The 19,921-nt window shown below is 71.3% G+C and carries 22 protein-coding genes and 1 pseudogene; 14 read left to right on the top strand and 9 right to left on the bottom strand.

Translation table 11 applies throughout. From position 1 onward, the window contains the following. Positions 1–33 precede the first annotated feature (33 nt). The 5 genes from NE234_RS21275 to NE234_RS21255 all read left to right on the top strand — a co-directional run bounded on the left by NE234_RS21275 (position 34) and on the right by NE234_RS21255 (position 4,430). The gene (locus tag NE234_RS21275; RefSeq protein ID WP_252782223.1) at positions 34–729 is read left to right on the top strand and encodes a hypothetical protein; all 696 of its coding nucleotides are present in this window, start codon (positions 34–36) and stop codon (positions 727–729) included. A 146-nt stretch (positions 730–875) separates the two neighbouring features. Further along, a complete protein-coding gene (locus NE234_RS21270; protein WP_252782222.1) occupies positions 876–1,619 on the top strand; it encodes an SCO family protein in 744 nt (247 codons plus the stop codon). Continuing rightward, on the top strand, positions 1,616–2,125 hold the full coding sequence (locus NE234_RS21265) for a copper chaperone PCu(A)C (RefSeq protein WP_252782221.1): 510 nt from the start codon (positions 1,616–1,618) through the stop codon (positions 2,123–2,125). Before NE234_RS21270 ends, NE234_RS21265 begins: the two co-directional genes overlap by 4 nt. Further along, the gene (locus NE234_RS21260) at positions 2,122–3,366 is read left to right on the top strand and encodes a Dyp-type peroxidase (RefSeq protein ID WP_252782220.1); all 1,245 of its coding nucleotides are present in this window, start codon (positions 2,122–2,124) and stop codon (positions 3,364–3,366) included. Before NE234_RS21265 ends, NE234_RS21260 begins: the two co-directional genes overlap by 4 nt. Further along, a complete protein-coding gene (locus tag NE234_RS21255) occupies positions 3,363–4,430 on the top strand; it encodes a cytochrome c oxidase assembly protein (protein ID WP_252782219.1) in 1,068 nt (355 codons plus the stop codon). Before NE234_RS21260 ends, NE234_RS21255 begins: the two co-directional genes overlap by 4 nt. Before the next feature lie 52 nt (positions 4,431–4,482). On the opposite strand, the gene NE234_RS21250 is transcribed toward NE234_RS21255, so the two are convergent. From NE234_RS21250 to NE234_RS21240, 3 genes are all read right to left on the bottom strand, one after another. Beyond that, positions 4,483–5,451 (bottom strand): SMP-30/gluconolactonase/LRE family protein, encoded by a 969-nt coding sequence (locus tag NE234_RS21250; RefSeq protein WP_252782218.1) that lies wholly within the window; start codon positions 5,449–5,451, stop codon positions 4,483–4,485. Positions 5,452–5,525: 74 nt separating this feature from the next. Further along, positions 5,526–6,422, bottom strand: a complete 897-nt coding sequence (locus NE234_RS21245) for a helix-turn-helix domain-containing protein (protein ID WP_252782217.1) — start codon at positions 6,420–6,422, stop codon at positions 5,526–5,528. Positions 6,423–6,528: 106 nt separating this feature from the next. After that, complete coding sequence (locus NE234_RS21240; protein WP_252782216.1) at positions 6,529–6,840, bottom strand: hypothetical protein; 312 nt, start codon at positions 6,838–6,840, stop codon at positions 6,529–6,531. Positions 6,841–7,196: 356 nt separating this feature from the next. Here NE234_RS21240 and NE234_RS21235 point away from each other — a divergent pair, with 356 nt between their 5' ends. Together NE234_RS21235 and NE234_RS21230 are read left to right on the top strand one after the other, a co-directional pair. Continuing rightward, positions 7,197–7,736, top strand: coding sequence for a CHAP domain-containing protein (locus NE234_RS21235; RefSeq protein ID WP_252782215.1), 540 nt, complete (start codon positions 7,197–7,199; stop codon positions 7,734–7,736). Between the two features lie 129 nt (positions 7,737–7,865). Next, complete coding sequence (locus NE234_RS21230) at positions 7,866–9,386, top strand: FG-GAP-like repeat-containing protein (RefSeq protein WP_252782214.1); 1,521 nt, start codon at positions 7,866–7,868, stop codon at positions 9,384–9,386. A gap of 114 nt (positions 9,387–9,500) precedes the next feature. On the opposite strand, the gene NE234_RS21225 is transcribed toward NE234_RS21230, so the two are convergent. Further along, positions 9,501–9,944 carry a MarR family winged helix-turn-helix transcriptional regulator gene (locus NE234_RS21225; protein ID WP_252782213.1) on the bottom strand — a complete coding sequence of 148 codons (444 nt, stop codon included), beginning with the start codon at positions 9,942–9,944 and terminating at the stop codon, positions 9,501–9,503. A gap of 164 nt (positions 9,945–10,108) precedes the next feature. Between NE234_RS21225 and NE234_RS21220 the strand changes: the two genes are divergently transcribed. Beyond that, positions 10,109–11,566 (top strand): MFS transporter, encoded by a 1,458-nt coding sequence (locus tag NE234_RS21220; protein ID WP_252782212.1) that lies wholly within the window; start codon positions 10,109–10,111, stop codon positions 11,564–11,566. Between the two features lie 74 nt (positions 11,567–11,640). Here the strand turns inward: NE234_RS21220 and NE234_RS21215 are convergent, their stop codons facing one another. From NE234_RS21215 to NE234_RS21205, 3 genes are all read right to left on the bottom strand, one after another. Continuing rightward, positions 11,641–13,500, bottom strand: a complete 1,860-nt coding sequence (locus NE234_RS21215; RefSeq protein ID WP_308206912.1) for a serine/threonine-protein kinase — start codon at positions 13,498–13,500, stop codon at positions 11,641–11,643. A 161-nt stretch (positions 13,501–13,661) separates the two neighbouring features. Continuing rightward, complete coding sequence (locus tag NE234_RS21210) at positions 13,662–13,943, bottom strand: hypothetical protein (protein WP_252782211.1); 282 nt, start codon at positions 13,941–13,943, stop codon at positions 13,662–13,664. Beyond that, entirely contained in the window at positions 13,940–14,437 is a 498-nt protein-coding gene (locus NE234_RS21205; protein ID WP_252782210.1) for an ATP-binding protein, read from the bottom strand. Before NE234_RS21205 ends, NE234_RS21210 begins: the two co-directional genes overlap by 4 nt. Before the next feature lie 175 nt (positions 14,438–14,612). On the opposite strand from NE234_RS21205, the gene NE234_RS21200 reads away from it, so the two are divergent. Together NE234_RS21200 and NE234_RS46015 are read left to right on the top strand one after the other, a co-directional pair. Beyond that, positions 14,613–15,470, top strand: a complete 858-nt coding sequence (locus NE234_RS21200) for a helix-turn-helix domain-containing protein (RefSeq protein ID WP_252782209.1) — start codon at positions 14,613–14,615, stop codon at positions 15,468–15,470. Positions 15,471–15,487: 17 nt separating this feature from the next. Further along, positions 15,488–15,589 carry a DUF397 domain-containing protein gene (locus NE234_RS46015; protein ID WP_406567040.1) on the top strand — a complete coding sequence of 34 codons (102 nt, stop codon included), beginning with the start codon at positions 15,488–15,490 and terminating at the stop codon, positions 15,587–15,589. A 366-nt stretch (positions 15,590–15,955) separates the two neighbouring features. On the opposite strand, the gene trxA is transcribed toward NE234_RS46015, so the two are convergent. Together trxA and NE234_RS21190 are read right to left on the bottom strand one after the other, a co-directional pair. Continuing rightward, a complete protein-coding gene (gene trxA / locus NE234_RS21195; RefSeq protein WP_252782208.1) occupies positions 15,956–16,270 on the bottom strand; it encodes a thioredoxin in 315 nt (104 codons plus the stop codon). A 26-nt stretch (positions 16,271–16,296) separates the two neighbouring features. Further along, positions 16,297–16,512: pseudogene (locus NE234_RS21190) on the bottom strand (MerR family transcriptional regulator); the annotation flags it as partial. Between the two features lie 158 nt (positions 16,513–16,670). On the opposite strand from NE234_RS21190, the gene NE234_RS21185 reads away from it, so the two are divergent. The 4 genes from NE234_RS21185 to NE234_RS21170 are packed head-to-tail and all read left to right on the top strand — an operon-like array spanning position 16,671 to position 19,921. Then, positions 16,671–17,657: a TauD/TfdA family dioxygenase gene (locus NE234_RS21185; protein WP_252782207.1), complete on the top strand. Its 987-nt coding sequence runs from the start codon at positions 16,671–16,673 to the stop codon at positions 17,655–17,657. Between the two features lie 34 nt (positions 17,658–17,691). Next, positions 17,692–18,690 (top strand): 2,3-diaminopropionate biosynthesis protein SbnA, encoded by a 999-nt coding sequence (gene sbnA, locus NE234_RS21180; protein ID WP_252782206.1) that lies wholly within the window; start codon positions 17,692–17,694, stop codon positions 18,688–18,690. A 34-nt stretch (positions 18,691–18,724) separates the two neighbouring features. Continuing rightward, complete coding sequence (gene sbnB, locus NE234_RS21175) at positions 18,725–19,702, top strand: 2,3-diaminopropionate biosynthesis protein SbnB (RefSeq protein ID WP_252782205.1); 978 nt, start codon at positions 18,725–18,727, stop codon at positions 19,700–19,702. 18 nt (positions 19,703–19,720) lie between these two features. Then, positions 19,721–19,921, top strand: a complete 201-nt coding sequence (locus NE234_RS21170; protein WP_252782204.1) for an MbtH family protein — start codon at positions 19,721–19,723, stop codon at positions 19,919–19,921.

The following is a 19,921-nucleotide window of genomic DNA, read 5'->3' as shown; positions in this document are numbered from 1 at the left end:
CGATGTACTACGGCTTGTAGTTATTGTGAAGTCGTGCGCCCTCCAGCATGGTTCCGCCTGATGCGCGCCGGGGTCTTCGCCGCGGTGTGCGTCGTGCTGTCCGTGACGGCGCATGGCGTGATGCATCCGCGGCCGGTGCCCGCGTACGCCGCTCCGAGCGCGTTCGCCGCGCTGACCGGCGTCGGCTTCTGCCTGGCAGACCGGCGGCGATCCGTCTGGTGGCTCCTGCTCGCGGTCGAGGTCGTCCAGGGCGGCCTGCACCTGTGGTTCAGCGCGGTCTCGGCCGGAGCGTCCGCGCGGTGGGACACCGCGCGGACGTCCATGCCGGGCATGCACCACCCCATCCCCGGCCTCGGGCATCCGGACCGCCTCGTCCCCGGCCTCGGGCATCCGGGCACGCCCCACGCCGGCACGTCCGGCTGGGGAATGCTGATCGCGCACCTCCTCGCCGGCGTGCTGGTCGCCGTCTGGCTGTCGGCCGGTGAACGGGCCGCGTGGCGCGCGCTCACCGCGATGACCCGGCTGCTGCTCGCCCCCGCCCTGCGGGTGCTCGCGCTGCTCAGCGGCGTCTCGATCGCCACGCCGCCCCGGCGGGTGAAGACCGGCCGCGGCCGCCGGAGGCGTCCCCGGCCGCAGATCGGCGCGCTGCGCCACACCGTGGTCCGCCGTGGGCCGCCCGCGTACGAGCGTCGTGCACTCATCCATCTCGCCGTGACCGCGGCGGGTTGACGCCGGCCCGGAGATCGCTCCGGCGTGGAACGCCCGGCCGACATCGGCCGAGGCCGGGGATCGACCCTGCCGTCCGGCCCGCCCGAGGGGCGGACCGGACCCGCCGTGGTCGCACGTCGATCCCATCTGCCGTCCGAGGACCTGCCATGCCCTTCTTCCCCTTCGCGCGCCACCGCGCCCGGTCGCGTCGCCGCGCCGGCGCCCGTACCCGTCCCGTCCCCGTGACCCGGGCACCCCGCCTGATCGCCGCGTCCCTCGTCCTGGCCGCGGCGGCCACCGGGTGCGCCGGGGCGTCGAACGCCCAGTCGTCGCCTCCGGTCCGGATCTCCACGCCCCCCTCCGACCTGCACGCCGCGACCCTGAACACCGCGCTGCACGAACCCGACGTGACCCTCACCGGCGTCTCCGGCAGACCCGTGAACCTGCAGCGGGCCACCGCGGGCAAGCTGACCCTGGTGTACTTCGGCTACACGCACTGCCCGGACGTGTGCCCGACCACGATGGCCGACCTCGCCGGCGCGCTGCGGCTGATGACCCCGGCGCAGCGGGCCCGCATCGCCGTCGTGTTCATCACCACCGACCCCTGGCGCGACACCCCGAAGGTCATCCGCTCCTGGCTGGCCTCCTTCAACCCGTCCTTCATCGGCCTGACCGGCGACTACTCCACGATCGAGGCGGCCGCGAAGTCGGTGGGCGTCCCCCTGGAGCAGCCCAAGCGGACCGGCGCGGACTACGAGGTCGATCACGGCGCTGAGGTGATGCCGTTCGGGACCGACCACCTCGCCCACGTCCTCTGGACGGCGGGCGTGTCCTCCCGCGACTACGCCTCCGACCTGACCAAGCTGCTGGCCCGCATGCCGGCCGCGACCGCCAAGGGCGGCGGCGCGTGACCGCCGGGTTCCGGGCCACGCCGGTCTCGCGGATCACGGCCGGCTCGCGGGTCCCCGTGGGTTTCCGGGCGGCGGCGGGCCTGGTCGCGCTGACGGCCGTCACGGCGGCCGCCTGCTCGTCCGGCTCCACCGGGCCCCGGCTCAAGGTCACCGGCGCGTACGTGCCCCGGCCGGCCTCCCCGGACGTCGCGGCCGCGTACTTCACCGTCACCGACTCCGGGGACACGGGCGACGAGCTCACCGGGGTCACCGCGGACGTCTCCGCCCAGGCGATGATGCACCGGAGCAGCGGGCGGACGATGCGGATGGTCGACCGGGTCCCCGTCCCCGCCCACGGGCGCCTGACGTTCGCGCCCGGCGGGTACCACGTGATGCTCGAACACCCGACGCGGTCGCTGCGGGAGGGCGACCACGTACGGCTCACGCTGCGCTTCCGCCGGTCCGCCTCGATCACCGTCGACGCGCCGGTCGAGCCGGTGGGCTACCGGCCGGGGGCCTCGCCGTGACGGGTTCCGCCGACCGGCACGGGAACGGCGGCGCGGACCGTACGGTGAGCCGTCGCGGGCTGCTCGCGATGTCCTCGCTGGTCGGCGCCGCCGCCGCGGCCACCGTGGGCGCGGGCGCCGCCACGGCCGCGGCGGGGGAGTCCGCCCGGGATCGCGGCGAGCGCCGGATCCCGTTCGACGGCGCCCGCCAGGCCGGGATCCTGGCCCCGTACGCCGCGCACGGCTGGTTCGCGGCCTTCGACGTCGAGCCGGGGCTGCGCGCGGCCGGCCTGACCTCCCTGCTCCGGACCTGGACGGACGCGGCGAGGCGGCTGACCGCCGGCCGCCCGGCGCCCGGCGACGACGCGATGGCGACCGGCTACGGACCCGCGTCGCTGACCGTCACGGTCGGGTTCGGGGCGTCCCTGCTGCGCCACCTCGGCGCGCCGGTGCCCGCCGCGCTCGCCCCGCTGCCGTCCTTCCCGCGCGACGAGATCGACCAGGCGCGCAGCGGCGGCGACCTCGGTGTGCTGTTCACCGCCGACGACGCGATCGTCGTCGCGCACGCCCTGCGGACCTTCACCCGGCTGGCCCGGGGCGCCGCGCACGTCCGCTGGCAGATGAGCGGGTTCAGCACGAGCGACGGCGTGGTCACGGGCCGCGACGCCACGCCCCGCAACCTCATGGGCCAGCTCGACGGCAGTGGGAACCCCCGTCCGGGCGATGCCGGGTTCGACCAGAAGATCTTCGTGGGGCCGTCCGGTGATCCGGCGTGGATGCGCGGCGGCAGCTACCTGGTCTTCCGCCGCATCCGCATGCTGCTCGACGAGTGGGACGCCCTCACCCGGAGCCGTCAGGAGCAGATCGTCGGGCGGCGCAAGGACACCGGAGCGCCCCTGTCGGGCGGAACGGAGTTCACCCCGCTCGACCTGGGGAGGCAGAACGCCGACGGCAGCCTCGCCATCGGCGCGAGCGCGCACGTACGGCAGGCGGCCCCGGAGTCGAACGACGGCGCCGTCATCCTGCGCAAGGGGTTCTCCTACTTCGACGGCGTGCTGCCGGACGGGAGCCCGGACGCGGGGCTGCTGTTCCTGGCGTTCCAGGCCGACCCGGCGGCCGGCTTCACCCGGATCCAGCAGCGTCTCTCGCTCGCCGACGACCTCAGCCGGTTCATCCGGCACACCTCCAGCGCACTGTTCGCGGTCCCGCGCGGCTGCCGGCCAGGGCGCCACCTCGGCCAGGACCTCATGGAGTCACTGTGACGCACGACATGCCCGGTATGCACGACATGCTGGCGCCGCTCACCTGGGCGCGCGCCCTGACCACCTGGCGGTTCGCGCCGATCACCGCGGTTCTGGTGGCCGTGGCCCTGGTGCTCTACCTCGCCGGGGTGCTCGCGGCGCGGCGGAACGGCCGGGCGTGGCCCGTCGCCCGCACCGCGGCGTTCGTCGCCGGCCTGGCCGTGATCGTCGCGGCCGTCATGGGCTCTCCCGCCGTGTACGGCGACGGCGGGCTGTTCTGGGTGCACATGATCCAGCACCTGATGCTGATCATGGTCGTGCCGTGGCTGCTGTGCCTCGGGCACCCGCTCAGCCTGCTCCGGGCGGCCACCCGCGGCCGCGCCCACGACCGCGTCGAACGGATCCGCCTGTCGAAGGCCGCCGCGTTCGCGACCTCACCGATCACCGGGCTGGTCGTCTACGCCGGGGTGCTGTTCGGCGTGCACCTGTCGGGGTTCATGAACGCGATGATGGGCTCGCCCGCCCTCATGGCGCTCGAACACGTGCTGTACGTCGGCGGCGGCTACCTGTACTTCTCGCAGCTGCTGACCCGCGACTCGCCGCCCCGGGAGCTGTCCTATCCGCTGCGGCTGTTCGCCCTGTTCATGGGGATGTCCGCCGACACCATCGTCGGCGTCGTCCTGCTCCAGGCGACCGAACCGCCCTTCCCCGCGTACGCGCGGATGCACCCCTCCTGGGGGCCGGGCCCGCTCGCCGACATCCACGGCGGCGGCGCCGCCATGTGGATCGGCGGCGACGGCCTGATGTTCGTCATGACGATCATCGTCATGCTCCGCTGGCTGTCCGACCGGTCCCCGGAGGCGGCCAAGGCGGGCCGGTTCTTCGAGTCCGTCCGGCAGGCCACCCTCGCCGCCACCGGAGACGAGGCCGCACCCGGCACGGGCGAGGCGGACCGGGCCCGGCTGCGGGGGAGCGCGGACGTCGACGACGACGACGCGGCCCTCCAGGCGTACAACGCGCTGCTGGCTCGGCTCAACGGCCCCGGCGCGAACGACCCGGCCGACCGCCCGCGTACGGCGGGGTGAGCGGTCCGGCCGACCGCCCCCGTACGGGCTGAGCGGGCGGCCGGCCGCGCGATCACCGGCGGCGCAGGCGGGCGACCAGCAGGTTCGGGTCGGTGGCCGTGGTGTAGGCGGCGCTGAGCACGTCGACCCTGCCGCCGCGGACCGCCACCGAGGTCGGGTTCTGCAGCCCGTCACCGGCGTCCAGGACGGTGGAGACGGCGCCGCCGGGCTCGATGCGCACGACCTTGCTGGGGCCGTCGAGGGCGGCCAGGACCTCGTCGCCGCGTCCCGTGAAGGCGAAGTCGTCCACGCCGGTCAGCCCCGTCGCCTCGACCTGCGGGACGCCCGCACCGCCGTCCGGGCGGAACGGGATCCGCAGCAGGGTGCCCTTGTCCAGGTTGGTGACCCACAGGGCACCGCCGCGGACCTTGGCGCCGTTGGCGCCGAGGAAGCCGGTGGAGGCGAGGTCGCCGGACGCGGACCAGACCGTGGGCGTTCCCCCGGTCAGCGGCACGGTCCAGACCCTGCCGAGCACCGAGTCGGTGATGTAGAGGCGCCGGCGGTGCTCGTCGAGAGCGAGCCCGTTGGGCAGGCCGTCGGCGGGCAGGGCGGCGACGCGCCGGACCGTCCCGCCAGGGCCGAGCCGCCACAGCCCCGTCAGGTCGGCGCCACCGGTGGCGTACAGGGCGTACAGCGTGCCGTCGTGGGTCCGTACGATGCCGGTGGTCAGCGGGAAGCCGAGGGCGGGCGTCCTGACACCGCCGTCGGCCGGGGCCGGCAGGGTGGCCAGGATCCGGGTCCGGCCGGTGGAGTCGACGCGTGCGACCTGCCGGGCGGCGGCGAAGGTCACGTCGAGGTCGCCGTCGGGCTCCAGGGCCACGTTCTCCGGCATCTGCCCTGCGGACAGATCGAAGTGGACGGCGATCCTCGCCTCGGCGATGGGCGCGGTGGCCGCCGAGGCCGGGGCCGCGGTGACGGCCGACAGAGCGGCGGTTCCGGCCGCCAGAGCGGTCAGAACGGCACGCGAAAGCCTTGTTCTCATGGTTCCTTCCGAGTTTTCGGGCGCGCTGAAGACAGGCGCCCGCGAGGGGGAGTGCCGCGGTCGCTTCGAAAGGCTCAGCGGCGGGTCAGACGGTCGTCTTCGGCGTCGGGGGAGTCGCGTTCGACGGCCGTGACGGCCCGGGACAGGAGGACGAGGGCGTTCTGGGAGGCCGATCCGGGCTCCGCGGTGGCCACGACGACCCGCTGCCCCTGTTCGGTGTGCAGCGTCTGCTGGGTCACGGTCATCGCGCCGACGAGCGGATGCCGCATGTCGTAGACGCCGACGTCACAGACGCCGACCTTGTGGTCGGACCACATCCCGGCGAACTCCGGGCTCCGCATCGTCAGCTCACCGATCAGCGACGCCAGTACGGGATCGCCGGGGTGGCGGCCGGCCGCGAGACGCAAGTGGCCTACGACATCCCTGGCCTTGCGCGGCCAGTCCGCGTACAGCTCACGGGTGTGGGCGTCGCAGAACACCAGGCGCGGCATGTTGGGGCGCTCGGCCGGCCGGTCCGGGGCCCCGAAGGCCAGGTGACCGGCGTACAACGCGTGTCCCGTGCGGTTCCAGGCCAGCACGTCCCCGCGCCGGCCGAGGACGATGACCGGGACGTCCGCCAGCGCGGAGACCATCTGGCGTATCGCCGTCGTCACCCGTTCCGGCGAGGGCCGGCGATCGGCCGCCGGGCGGCGCGGAGCGGCGGCGAGGTCGTGCAGGTGACGGCGTTCGGCCGCGTTCAGCTCCAGCGCGCGGGCGATCGCGTCGAGCACCTCCGGGGAGGCGTTCGGCGAGTGCCCGCGCTCCAGCCTGGAGTAGTACGACGCACTGACCCCGGCCAGCAGCGCCAGCTCCTCGCGCCGCAGTCCCGGCACCCGCCGCCGCTCGCCGTACGACACCAGCCCGACGTCCTCCGGCCGCAGCCGCGCGCGGCGTGTCCGCAGGAACTCTCCGAGCTGCCGTTTCCCGTCCATGCGGAACAGTCTTCATCCCGCGCGGGAGTCCAACCACACCCTGCCGTGGACAGGCAACCGGGGAATGCGCCTCTCCGGGAGAGGTGCGCGACGGGGCCGGGGATCCTCAGATGACGACCCGGCGAGAGATGACGCCGTGGCCCACCTCATGGTGCTCCCACAGCTCGAAGTGCTCACCGGGCATCAGGAACTCCGTGGCCTCTTCGTCGGTCACCGTCAGCGTGACCATGTGGTAGGTGTCGCCCGGTCGCAGCGGCTCCTGATCCTCCGTGGAGACCATCGCGTTGAAGGACCGGATCCGTTCCGGCTCGTGCCGGTGAGCGCGTACGACGATCGGCCGGGTGGCACTCTGCAGATCCCACTCCTCCTCGGCGGTCGGATCGATGGTGACGAGCGCCCGGAACTTCAGCTGCCTCATGACCTCACCTCCTCAGGCCCTGCCTTCCCGGAATTCCCGGCCCCTACCGGGGCCGGAACGGCGCGGCGGTCTCAGCGGTCACAAATGGCACAGCAGGCCCGCTGGGATCCTTGAATCAATTCCGCCGCGATGAGTAACTCGCGTTATTCGATCGTATGATTCGGGTCACGTGCGTACGGTTTCACGCTGCGTGCTTGCTATCGTGCAGTCAGCATTTCGGCCTGTGCGCTTCGGACGTGTTCTCCGAGGTGGAAGCCGCGAGGAGTGTCCCCGTGTCATCCCCAGTCCTTCGTTATCCGCGATTCTCATTTCGCGGACGTCTTATCAATCCCGTCGTCGGCGTCGCGTCGGCGGGAATGGCTGTGATCCTTCTGGTCGCGGCGATCCTGATCGGAATTCGCCTGCAGCGGTCGCCCACCGCGGATGACGCGTTGAAGGTCGCTCTGTCTCAGGTCGGCACCACCGAGGACGCCGCCGGCGGCAGCAAGTTCAACCAGTGGTTCATGTCCTCGCCGTTCGCGAAGGCCGACGTCGCACGCGACGGCGGATCGATCGGCGACTACGCCAACGCGAGCTGGTGCGACATGTTCGTCACCTGGGTCGGGGCCCAGGCCGGCGTCAAGGGGATCGGCGGCGACGCCTTCACCCCCGCGCACGCCCGGTGGTTCGAACGGCAGGGCCGCTGGGGCACGACCCCCAAGCCCGGAGCCGTCGTGTTCTTCTCCTGGAACGGCGGCAAGGACATCGGCAGCATCGAGCACGTCGGCCTCGTCATCAAGGACAACCATGACGGCACGATCCAGACCGTCGAGGGCAACACCGACAACGCCGTGAAGGTCCGGACCCGCAGCAAGGACTATGTCGTCGGCTACGGCTACCCCGAGTACTCCGCGTAGCCGCGCCCTCTTCGCGTAGCCGCGTCAGCTCCTCCACGAGCCCACGGGAAAAGTAAACCCTTCGTTAACGCGAAGCGTCCCTTATCTGCCGCCGGTTTCTCCACCGCGCGGCGGTTCCTAGGAGGCTTGTTGAAAACTGGCGTCACACGGGCACTCGCGGTGTCCGCCATCACCGCCATGGGGGCCGGGCTGGCCGGCGTCGCCCACGCGTCCCCCCTCCCGAAGGCGGCTGCGCCCCTCAAGGCGGTCCAGCCCTACGACTTCAACGGCGACGGCCATCCCGACCTGGCGCTCGGCAACCCGTACGGCACGGTCAGCGGCCACGCCAACGCCGGCTTCGTCACGATCGTCTACGGCTCCTCGTCCGGCCTGAACACGAGCAAGAAGCAGGTCTTCAGCCAGGACAGCAGCGGGGTGCCCGGCGCCGCCGAGGCCGGCGACCACTTCGGCTACTCGATCACGTCCATGGACTACGACCGCGACGGCTACGCGGACCTGCTCATCGGCGCGCCCGACGAGGACACGACCGCGGGCACGGACGCCGGCTCCGAGACGATCCTGTGGGGTTCGCCGTCCGGGCTGACGGGGTCGGGCTCGGACGCCATCGCCGAGCCCTCGTCGTACGCCGGCGCGGGTCACCGGTTCGGCTACGCGCTGACGGCGGGCGACCTCGACGGCGACGGCTACACCGACTGGGTCGACACGTCGCCGGGCGACGGTTACTTCTGGACCTTCAGCTCGGCCCCGAGCACCGCGCAGGCCAAGGCGCAGGTCAGGGCGCAGGGCGAGACGGCACGCTTCAGCCCGCCCGCGAGGCCGCACCGGCTCCGAGCGAAGAAGAGCGGCATCACCGCGGCGGCGGCGAGCAGCTTCAGCGCCCTCACCCCGGCGATCGGCGACGTCAACGGCGACAACAAACTCGACCTGGTCGTGGGCTGGGTCTCCGGCGCCGACCCGAAGTCCGGCTTCGACGTGTGGGACTTCACCTCTCCGGAGGGCTCGGTCGTCGGTGAGGCGATCACCCGCGTGGACAGCCTCGCCGTGGCCGACTTCGACGGTGACGGCTACGCCGACATCGCCGCCGGCGGCGCCGACGAGAGCGCGGGCACGGGCGGCCACGTCACGGTCTTCAAGGGCGACGCGAACGTCAGCCTGGCGAGCTCGACGACGATCACCCAGGACAGCTCGGGTGTGCCGGGCGCCGCGGTGACCGGTGACAAGTTCGGCTACGCGCTGTCCGCGGGCGACGTGAACAAGGACGGCAAGTACGACCTCGCGGTCGGCGTGCCGTACCGCACCGTCAGCTCCCAGTCGCACGCCGGCGAGGCGGTCGTCCTGTACGGCTCGGCCTCCGGGCTCACCGGCACGGGCGCTCAGGCGGTCTCGCAGAGCTACCCCGATGTGCCCGGTGCCGCGGAGAAGAACGACCAGTTCGGCTGGGCGGTCACCATGCTGAACGTCAACGCCGACGCCTACGGCGACCTGATCGCCGGCGCGCCCAACGAGAACGGCACCGACGGCGCGGTGAGCCTGCTCAAGGGCACCGCCACGGGCGTCACCGGGTCGGGTTCGGCGACCATCGGCGCCTCGACGCTCGGCGTCAGCGGCAAGCACGCCCTGGTGGGCCTGCGCCTCGGCCGTAACGGCTGACCCGCACGCCGACCGGACCGGCCGCCGCACGCCGCGCGGCCGGTCCCCCGTCTCCGGGACGGGGTCCCGTCTCGGGAGAGGGACTCCGCCTTCGGCCCCGCCCCCGGCTCCGTCTCAGGGGCGGGGCCAGGGGCGGCCGCTGAGGCGCTCGATGCCGCTGTTGAAGCGGCGGAGGTAGTCCGCGAACGCGGTGATGTCCTCGTCCGACCAGTCGGACATGATCTTGTCGAGGCTGCCGACGAGGGTCTCGCGCTCCTCGTTCAGCATCTGCTCGCCCTTGTCGGTGATGCGGAACTTGCGGGCCATGCCGCCGGCGGGGTCGGGGATGCGCTCGACCAGGCCGGAGCGCATCGCCGCGGTCGTCTGCCGTTGCAGGGTGGAGAAGTCCAGCCCGAAGGCGTCGCTCAGCTCGCTGATCGACATGGGCCCCTGCATGCGGATGCGGCTGAGGAGAACGTACGCGCTGCGGTCCAGCGCACCGGCGGCCCTGCGCCTGAGGAACTCGTGCCGGCTGAGCAACATCTGCTCGTACTCGACCTCGTACGTGGGCCTGCTCAACTGCCTTCGCCTCCTGGTGGTGCCCAGGCCGCTCGGCGCGCCAGGTCCGGAGAGCGGCCTCCCCTCATGCTCCCACAGTGATGTGCGTCTTACACAAGGTGTGCATTGTGCAAACAGTATGCATAATGCATGCTTGGTGTTCCGCGATCTATGAGGAGTCCCCCTTGGAAGCCCCCCAGCCCACCGCCCGCGCGGGCGGCGTGGTTCTCACGCTGGCCCTGGCCGGCATCACGGCAGCGATCATGCAGACGCTCGTCACGCCGCTGATCCAGGAGCTGCCGAAGATCCTGCACACCAGCTCCTCGAACGCCGCCTGGGTGATCACCGTCACCCTCCTGGCGGGGGCCGTCTGCGTTCCGGTCTTCGGCCGCCTGGGCGACCTGGTGGGCAAGCGCCCGATGCTCCTGGTGTGCTCGGTGCCGCTGGTCGCGGGCTCGGTGGTGTGCGCGCTCTCCTCCTCGGTCGTCCCGATGATCGTCGGACGCGGCCTGCAGGGCATGGGGATGGGCATGGTGCCGCTCGGCATCGCCCTGCTCCGCGACGTGGTCCCGAGGGAGCGGCTCAGCTCCTCCATCGCACTGGTCAGCGCCTCCATGGGGATCGGCGGCGGCCTGGGCCTGCCGATCGCGGCGGCCGTCGCCGAGTACGCCAGCTGGCGCGTGCTGTTCTGGGGATCGGCCGTCCTGGCCGCGGTGGTCGCGATCCTGATCTGGTTCCTGATCCCGAGCGTGCCGGCCGGCGCCAAGGGCCAGCACTTCGACGCGCTCGGCGCGATCGGGCTCGGCATCGGCCTGGTCTGCCTGCTGCTGGCGGTCTCCAAGGGCGCCGACTGGGGCTGGGCGTCGGGGACCACGCTCGGCCTCTTCGCCGCCGCCGTCGTCGTCCTGCTCGCGTGGGGGGCGTGGGAGGTGCGCAGCCGCGAGCCGCTCGTCGACCTGCGCACCACGGCCCGCCCCCGCGTCCTGCTCACCAACGTCGCCTCGATCTTCGTCGGGTTCGGCATGTACGCCTCGATGCTGGTCGTGCCGCAGCTCCTGCAGTTCCCCAAGGCCACCGGGTACGGTCTGGGCCAGTCGATGCTCGCGGCGGGCCTGTGGCTGGCGCCCGGCGGCGTCATGATGATGATCGTGTCCCCGCTGGGCGGGAAGCTCACCAACGCCCGCGGTCCGAAGCTCACCCTGATCAGCGGCGTCCTCGTGCTGGCCATCGGCTACGGCCTGTCGCTGGTGCTGATGGGCTCGGCCTGGAGCCTGATGCTCGCCATGATGATCATCAACAGCGGTGTCGGTCTCGCCTACGGCGCGATGCCCGCTCTGATCATGAGCTCCGTCCCGCTGAACGAGACCGCCGCCGCCAACGGCTTCAACACCCTCATGCGGTCCCTGGGCACCTCGACCGGCGCCGCCGTGATGGGCGTGGTCCTGGCGCAGCTGACCGTCACCCGGGCCGGCTACACCTTCACCTCCGAGAACGGGTTCCGCGCCGGCCTGGGCATCGGCTGTGGCGTCGCCCTCCTGGCCGCGCTCATCGCCGCCGCCATCCCCGCCGCCCGTACCGCCACCGCCCGGCACGCCGCCCCGGAGACGGCGGCCGACCCGCAGCCCGCCGAGATCGACACCTGACGGGCCCGGCCCGGCCGGCACCCCGCCGAACCGCCGGCGGCGCACACACGGCCGATCGACCGACCGCGCCCCCCTCAGACGTGAGGGAGCGCGGCGGCCGCGGACCCGGCGAGGCCGGTCCCGATCGAGCAGAGCCGTGTGGTGGACGGCTTGCCCTCGATGGTGAGGTACAGCATCTCGATCATCTTCTGCTCGTCGCTGCCGTTGTAGTCCCGGTAGACGACCCGTACCAGGCAGGTGTCGTTCCCGTCTCCCTGCGGCGTGATGACGGTGCGGTAGCCATTGAGCCACGTGACGCGGCCGTCCGCCCCGGTGAGGGGCTGACCACGGTCGAACCGCAGCTTGACCTGAATGTCCTCGGTGGTGCTCCGCCACTTGCAGTCCCACGGGCTCTCGGACACCGGGTCACTGGCGTCGATGCCGGGGACGATGTCCAGTGCCTTCCCGCCGAGCAGCGCGCACGCGTTCTGCCGCCCCAGCGAGCGTGCCGGCAGGGACCGCCGTCTGATCGGTCCTTTCCTGATGACGCCGACCGCGCTCGTGGTGGCGGTGTCCGCGATCTTGCACAGCGGCGCGGGCTTGTTGCTGTCCGCGCTGACGATGGCGGTGAAGCCGTCGTCCGGGGCCGGCAGCAGGAGCGTGCGGTCGCACTCACCGCCCGACGCCCGTCCCGCGACGACGCGGACGGGACCCATGGTCCTGACCGAGGAAGCCTGTTCCGGGCCGGGCCCGGCAACGAACTGCACCTCGACGTCCACGACACCGCCTTGACCGGAGTGGACGATCACGTCACAGCGGTTGAAGTTCCCCGCGGCGTCGTCCACCTCGGTCTCGCCGAACTTCCTGAGAGGGCCCGGGGCGATCAGGGCACAGGGATCGGCGTCCTTGATGCCGGGCCGCTCCGACGGCTTCGGCCGCGCGTGCGGATGCTTCCCCGGGGGTTCCCGGGTCAGGTGCCGTAGCGGGTACCAGCCTCCGGCCGCCGCCAACGCCACGACGACCGCGCTCACCACGATGAGACGCGAGCGACGCCGGATGGGCCCCGGTGGGGGACCTGGGTCCCCCACCGATCCGCCCGGCTGCCCAGGTCTCGGCACAGGCACAGACGTGAATTTCTTCGGCGGCGGCACGGGGACGACGTCGATCGGAGCCGGCGCTTCCACCGATTCCGCGAGTTCGGCCAGCCGCCGGTGCGCCTCGGCCGCGTCGGGCCGGTCCGCCGGGTCGGGCCGGAGCATCGCCGCCAGGACGTCGCGCAGCGGCTCGACGTCCTTGAACGGGTCATCGGATTCACTGGGGGCAGGAACCGTACGGACCGGCCGGCCGAGGATGAGCGCGAGGATCGTGACGGCGAGGGAGAAGACGTCCGACGCCGGCTCAGGCCGTCCTTTCACTACCTCGGGAGCGGCATAGGCCGGGGTGTGAACGAGCTCGCCGTTCGGCGTGTTCGTCTCCCGGTGCTCCATCCGGTATGCCGCGCCGAAGTCGGTCAGCTTGGCGGTCTCGTCGGCGATGAGGATGTTGCCGGGCTTGACGTCGCAGTGGACGATGCCCTTGGCGTGCAGGGCCGCCAGGGCGTCCGCGATCTGCGCGCCGATGCCCGCCGCCCACCGAGCCGGTTTCTTCCCCCGCCCATCCAGGCTCCCGTGCGGGACGTGCTCCAGCACGAGCCACCAGGTGACGCCCGTTTCCGTCTCATCCCGTTCGACGTTGTACAGGGTCACGACGTGGGGATGGCTGAAGGCCGCCTGGGCGCGTGCCTCCGCCTTCAGCCGTGCCAGCGCGGCCGCACCGTCGTCGGCCAGGCGTTTGAGGACGACCTTGCGTCTGAGATCGAGGCCCTCGTCCACGGCCTCCCAGAGCTCGTTCGTTCCCCCGTCCAGCGGCCCCTTGGTGATGCGGTACCGCCCCGCGACGAGATCTCCTAAATTCACCGCCACTCCTCCCCGTCAGGAACGCCCGTACGGGATGCCCGATCGACGCTAGTGCGTGACATACCGGGTACGCGCCGTTTCCGGGGAACCCGCACCGCCCTAAGCGGGGACGCCCTGAGCGGAGGCCGTACGCACGACTCACAGTCCGGCCAGGTCGAGGCTCACGGGACCGGCACCGCGAGTTCGGCCGCGCGGCAGCGGAACACTAAATGCCGTGGGTCACGGTCGTAGATGATCGTCGGGTCGGGGCCGAACCTGGCGATGGCGACGTACTCGCGCCGGTACCAGCACCACATCACGAGCCATTGGGAGCACAGGCTCTGGACTTCGGCGAGTTGGGCCGGAGAGGGATCGGGCGGCTCGGGCCGGCGCGGCGAAGGCGGCCACGGGCGATCGGGCCTGGTGATGAGGATGCCGAGGGCGCCGAGGATCCGTCGGATCATGACGTCCCCCGGATCTCGGCGAGTTCGGCGGCGGTCAGGATGACGCCGGGTGCGGCGATGAGGGCGTGCACGGTCTTGCCGTGGTCGCCGTAGGTGACCCAGCGGGCGGCGGCGTGCTGGTCGACGATGGTCAGGCCGCGTCCGCGTTCGGCGAGCAGGCCGCCGTGCTGCGGGGCGGGCAGGGGCTCGGTGTCGGGGTCGCTGACGGCCAGGTGCGCGTACCGATCGGTGACGGTCAGCCGGATGCCGATGGGCCGGATGTCGTCAGGCCAGGTGGGGTGCATCGCCTCGGCGGCGCGTACGGCGTTGGTCGTCAGCTCCGACGCCAGCAGCGCGATCTCGTAGGAGTCGTATGGGCGCCCGGCCACGGCGTCGGCGGCCAAGCGCCGGGCGTCGCGTACGGCGTCACGCCGGACCTGGAGCGAAAGGACCGTGGACGCCGGTTCGGGGGGATATGTCGAGCGGTCGGCAATGACCGCGGGATCGGGTGTCACGGGAGATCAACTCCCTGTAGTCGTGCCGGGTCAGGTGAACCCCGCTGGGTGAGTAGACGCGTTTAGCATGCAGTCGACAGACGTATTCTTCAAGTGAAAGCTTCAAACGAACACGGTTCGTCCTCTAATGTCGGCTTCCCTTTTCGACGGCGCTGCCTGCCCTACGATCGACGCCATGCCACGGAGCACGCCCACCCTCCGGCGACGTCGCCTGTCCGCCGAGCTGAAGCGACTGCGACAGGAAGCCTGCGTCGAAGTTGAGACGGCCGCCGAGGCGCTGGGTTGCTCGACCGACAAGATTCACTGGATCGAGCGCGCAGGCTGGACCAAGCCGCGCTGGCGCGACGTCCGTGATCTGCTCGACGCTTACGGCGTCGCCGATGATGACCCGATCCGCGATGAGCTGATCACGCTCGCCAAAGAGGGCGGGCAGAAGGATTGGTGGACGCCGTACAGCCGGATGCTGTCGAAGAAGTACACCGCCTACATCGGGCTGGAGGCGGAGGCGTCGGAGATCCTCACGTTCCAACCGCTGATCATTCCTGGCCTGCTACAGACTGATGACTACGCCCGCGAGCTGATCAGCTCGGGCGCGGCGGAGTTGTCCGCAGATGAGGTCGAAAAGCGCGTCACGGTCCGCGCGGAGCGTCGGAAGATTCTCGACGGTGAGGATCCGACTCGACTATGGGCGGTGGTGTACGAGGCGGCGCTGCGTTGCCCGGTCGGTGGCCCAGAGGTGATGCGGGCGCAGTTGGAGCGGCTGATCAAGCTGGCGCAGATGCCGAGGATCACCGTTCAGGTGCTGCCGTTCGAGGCCGGCGCGCATCCGGGCTTGTTCGGCCCGTTCACGCTTCTTTCCTTCCCCGAGGGGGACCCGGACGCCGCCTACATCGAGACGATCGGCGGAGAACTGCTTCTCGAAGAGCCCGCGGACGTGGATCCGTACCGTCACGTCTTCCGGCGTCTGAACATTAAGGCGCTGACCCCTGAGGCTACGATCACGTTGCTGTCCGAAGAGGCAGCACGAACCTGACCGGCAGTACCCGAGAGATGTGTGCCATGACCGATCGTGATTCCGCGCGCCTGGACTGGCGTAAGTCCTCCCACTCTGGCCAGCAGGGCGAATGTGTTGAAGTGGCCGTCGTCTACTGACTATCAACAGCACCGGAGGCCCCTGGCGGAGTGGGAAGCCGGGGGCTCTTCATCAAGGGTGCGGGCGGCGCCGGCCGGGCAGAGCGGTCCGCTCGCCGGGCGGTGCGTCGTTTCTCGAGGTGTCTACTGACGCGAGCACAATTCTTCTCTCAGTAGACGGCCCTGGAAGACGACAGGCGACCCCGGCGGGCGCACTGCGGAGGATCGTCCGGCATTTCCTCGGGGCGGCTGCGCGCGGTCGTATCGGATGCTCGGCTAAGGCTTCGGGGTGGCTCGTCGCGTTGGAGGCTGTTCCCTCAGGAGGTACAAAGTGGCCTCTGGCGGGACACGCGCCGAAGACACCCCCCACCCGGCCGGCGAACCGCGTCAGAGGTGGCCGGACAGGTCGGCCAGGAGGCGGCGCTTGGACCTCGCGCCCATGATCTGCTGGACGACCTGGCCGTCGCGGTAGAGGTTCAGCGTGGGGAAGCCCATGACGCCGTAGCGCTCGACGATCTCCGGGTTCTCATCACCGTTGATCTTGGCGATCCGGATACGGTCGCCGTACTCCGCCTCGATCTGCTCCAGGATCGGGGCGATCATCCTGCACGGCGGGCACCACTCCGCCCAGAAGTCGACCAGTATGGGCGTCTCGCCGTGGAGGACGTGCTCGTCGAAGTTCTCGGTCGTCAGCGTGATCATTCGTATCCTCCGGGAAGAAGACCCCGGCCCGAGCGCAGGCAGTCCACGAACGGCCGGGCGTCCTCCAGCGTGAAGCCCGCTCCCAGGAGCGAGCGGATCTCCGACACCAGGCGCAGGTCCGACTCGTCGTACTCGCGATAGCCGTTGGCCGCACGGCGCGCCGGAAGCAGCCCCTGCTTCTCGTAGTAGCGCAGCGCCCGCGTGCTCACCCCGGCGCGCTCGGCCAGTTCGCCGATCCGCATCGACACCTCCCGATCGACCGCCGAACAGCGACGGTAGCCCTTGACACCGGCGTCAAGGTCAAGCCGGGAACCGCGGCCCGGTGGCGGCCCCGGGCCGATCCCCTGCCCAGACGGGCTTCTATGGGTCTCATATAGAAGTCTTCGGTCCCCTGGACGGCATGAGTGAGAATTCGGCAGTCGGAACCGAGTCGGACTTCCGTGTGGTGCTCTCGGACGCCGAGCGAAACGAGTTGGCGGCCATCGCCCGCGAACTGACGCAGACCCCACCGGCACTGGTGGACGACGAGAAGTGGCTGGCGGTCGCCTACCGGCTCGCGGCGGCCGTCCCGATCCGGGTCCGGCAGGAGCTGCGCCGGTTCCAGCACGACCCCGGGCTGGACGGCGTGCTGTTGCTGTCGAACCTGGGGCTGGACGACGAGAGCCTGCCCCAGACCCCCACGCGGCGCGGTTCGGTCGAACGCGACGCGACGCTGCCGGCGGCGACGCAGGCACTGATCGCGCTCTGCCTCGGCGAGATGATCGCCTACCAGAAGGAGAAGGACGGCGCGCTGGTCCAGAACGTGGTGCCGGTCCAGGGGCAGGAGCGGACGCAGAGCAACGCCGGCTCCGCCGACCTGGAGATGCACGTGGAGAACGCCTTCCACGCGCATCGTCCCGACTACGTGATGCTGATGTGCCTGCGCAGCGACCACGAGAACCGCGCCGGGCTGCTCACCGGCCCGCTCCGCCGGGCGTTCCCGCACATCCCCGTCGCGGTACGGGAGGTGCTGTGGCAGGAGCGTTTCGAGACCGAGGCGCCGCCGTCGTTCGTCGCCTCCGGGGCGAAGAACCTGCGGCACGCGGTGTTCTCCGGCGCGTCCGGCGATCCGAACATCCTGGTCGACTTCAACGCCACCAGGCCGCTCGACGACGAGGCGCGGGACGCCATGGACGTGCTCAAGGAGCACCTCGCCGCCGCGGCTCAGACCTTCGTCCTCGGCCCCGGTGACCTGGCCGTGGTCGACAACCGGATCACGGTCCACGGCCGCAGCGAGTTCGTTCCGCGCTACGACGGCCGGGACCGCTGGCTGCACCGCAGCTTCATCCACCTGGACGGCCGGCGGTCGCTGGGCTCCCGGGTCGGTGACAGCCAGGTCATCGCCTAAGCCACAGCGCAGCACGATGCGAACGGAGACGGGAATGCGGACGAAGCCGGTCAGCGGAGTCCTGGACACCATCGGGAACACGCCCCTGGCCGAGCTCAGCGCGCTGATGCCGGGGTTCAGGGGCCGGGTGTTCGGCAAGCTCGAGTTCTTCAACCCGGGCGGCAGCATCAAAGACCGCTCCGCGGCGGGAATGATCCTCGAGAAGATCAAGTCCGGTGAGCTGGAGGCGGGCCGCTCGGTCATCGTGGAGTCCAGCTCGGGGAACCTCGCGATCGGCCTGGCCCAGATCTGCCGGTACTTCGGCCTGCGGCTGATCTGCGTGGTGGACGCCAAGACCACCGAGCAGAACCTGGCGATACTGCGCGCCTACCAGGTCGGCCTGGACGTCGTCACCGACCCCGACCCGGTGACCGGGGAGTTCCTGTCCGTGCGCAAGAAGCGGGTGTGGGAGATCGTCGAGGCCACGCCGCACGCGTACTCCCCGGACCAGTACTCGAACGCGCTGAATCCCAAGGCGCACGAGCGCACCATGGCCGAGATCGCCACCGCGCTCGACGGCCGGGTCGACTACCTGTTCTCCGCGACGAGCACCACGGGCACGCTGAACGGCTGCGCCGCCTACGTACGGGAGCACGGCCTGGACACGACGCTCATCGCGGTGGACGCGGTGGGCAGCCTCCTGTACGGCGACGAGGCGGCTCCGCGGCTCATCCCGGGGCATGGCGCCTCCGTCGCGCCGGCGCTTCTGGACCGGTCGATCCCGGACCAGGTCGTCCACGTCAGCGATCTGGACTGCGTCGTCGGCTGCCGCAAGCTCGTGGGCCGGGAGGCGATCCTCGCGGGCGGGTCCTCCGGGGCGACCGTCGCGGCGCTGGCGCGGGTCCGCCGACAGGTCCCCGACGGGGCCACCTGCGTGCTGATCTTCCCGGACCGTGGGGACCGGTACCTCGACACCATCTACTCGGACTCCTGGGTCACGACGCAGTTCGGCGAGGTCGCCCACCTGTGGAAGGAGGACGAGGTCGAGGTATAGGCCGGGCATAGCGGGCACTCGGAGACTGAATCCCGTGACGACACGGCTGCTGGTCCTTGCCCAGAAGGAGATCGAAGACATCCTCGCCGGCTCCCCGGCGGCGGTGGTGGACGCGGTGCGGACGGCGTACCGGCTGCACCACCGGGAACAGACGGCGGTGCCGCACTCGACGTTCCTGCGGTTCCCCGGCGACACGGTCAACCGGATCATCGGCCTGCCGGCCTACGTCGGCAGGCCCGTCCACGCGGCCGGGATGAAGTGGATCGCGTCCTTCCCCGGCAACATCGCGGACGGACTGCCACGGGCGAGCGCCGCGATCATCCTCAACTCCCTGGAGACCGGCCGTCCCACCGCGCTGCTCGAAGGGTCGCTGATCTCGGCGCACCGGACCGCGGCGAGCGCGGCCCTCGCGGCTCAGCTGCTCGGCGAGGCCGAGCCGACCGGCATCAGCCTGATCGGGTGCGGCGTGATCAACCAGGCGGTCCTGCGCTACGTACGGCACCTGCTGCCCTCGGTGACACAGGTCCTGCTGCACGACGTCGATCCGGCACGCGCGGAGGCGTTCGCGTCCGGGCTCCCCGGCGGGCTGACGGTCCGCCCGACCACGGATCTCGACGCCGCGCTGGCCGGGAATCGCCTGGTCTCCTTCGCCACCAACGCCTCGACCCCGCACACCGGCCTCGACGCCTGCCGGCCGGGGACGGTCGTCCTGCACGTGTCGCTGCGGGACCTGCGTCCGGAGGCGCTGCTGGCGGCGCGGAACGTGGTCGACGACCCCGACCACGTCGACCGCGAGCGCACCTCCGTGCACCTCGCCTCGCAGCAGGCGGGGAACCGCGACTTCATCCACGCCACCATCGGCGCGCTCCTCGACGGTGAGCCCCTCCCGGCCGGGACCGGGCAGGTCACGGTGTTCTCGCCGTTCGGCCTCGGAGCGCTCGACATCGCGGTGGCCGAGATGGTCCGGCGGGCCGCGGAGAACAGCGGCGCCGGCCAGTCCGTGCCCTGGTGATCCAACAGGAGATATCTCATGTCGCAGAAGCAGGTGACGTACCTGGTCGTCGTCAACGACGAGGGCCAGTACTCGATCTGGTGGGACGGGCGCGAGCTGCCGGCGGGGTGGCACGCCGAGGGCACGCGGGGCGGCAAGGAGGAGTGCCTCGCGCACATCGACGAGGTGTGGACCGACATGCGCCCGCTGAGCCTGCGCCGGCGGATGGAGAGTGTCTGA

The sequence above is a fragment of the Actinoallomurus rhizosphaericola genome (genome assembly GCF_024055675.1).
In the GTDB taxonomy this organism is placed as follows: domain Bacteria; phylum Actinomycetota; class Actinomycetes; order Streptosporangiales; family Streptosporangiaceae; genus Actinoallomurus; species Actinoallomurus soli.
Note: the sequence above shows the minus strand (reverse complement) of the source record. Positions and strands in the feature narration are given on the sequence as shown.

Coding starts and splice junctions, on each gene's coding strand:
- NE234_RS21210 (WP_252782211.1), bottom strand. CDS start 13,943: ATGATCCGACGGATCCTCGGCGCCCTCGGCATCCTCATCACCAGGCCC.
- NE234_RS21250 (WP_252782218.1), bottom strand. CDS start 5,451: ATGAGAACAAGGCTTTCGCGTGCCGTTCTGACCGCTCTGGCGGCCGGA.
- trxA (WP_252782208.1), bottom strand. CDS start 16,270: ATGATCACGCTGACGACCGAGAACTTCGACGAGCACGTCCTCCACGGC.
- sbnA (WP_252782206.1), top strand. CDS start 17,692: ATGCGGACGAAGCCGGTCAGCGGAGTCCTGGACACCATCGGGAACACG.
- NE234_RS21170 (WP_252782204.1), top strand. CDS start 19,721: ATGTCGCAGAAGCAGGTGACGTACCTGGTCGTCGTCAACGACGAGGGC.
- NE234_RS21200 (WP_252782209.1), top strand. CDS start 14,613: ATGCCACGGAGCACGCCCACCCTCCGGCGACGTCGCCTGTCCGCCGAG.
- NE234_RS21270 (WP_252782222.1), top strand. CDS start 876: ATGCCCTTCTTCCCCTTCGCGCGCCACCGCGCCCGGTCGCGTCGCCGC.
- NE234_RS46015 (WP_406567040.1), top strand. CDS start 15,488: ATGTGTGCCATGACCGATCGTGATTCCGCGCGCCTGGACTGGCGTAAG.
- NE234_RS21245 (WP_252782217.1), bottom strand. CDS start 6,422: ATGGACGGGAAACGGCAGCTCGGAGAGTTCCTGCGGACACGCCGCGCG.
- NE234_RS21235 (WP_252782215.1), top strand. CDS start 7,197: ATGGCTGTGATCCTTCTGGTCGCGGCGATCCTGATCGGAATTCGCCTG.
- NE234_RS21185 (WP_252782207.1), top strand. CDS start 16,671: ATGAGTGAGAATTCGGCAGTCGGAACCGAGTCGGACTTCCGTGTGGTG.
- NE234_RS21240 (WP_252782216.1), bottom strand. CDS start 6,840: ATGAGGCAGCTGAAGTTCCGGGCGCTCGTCACCATCGATCCGACCGCC.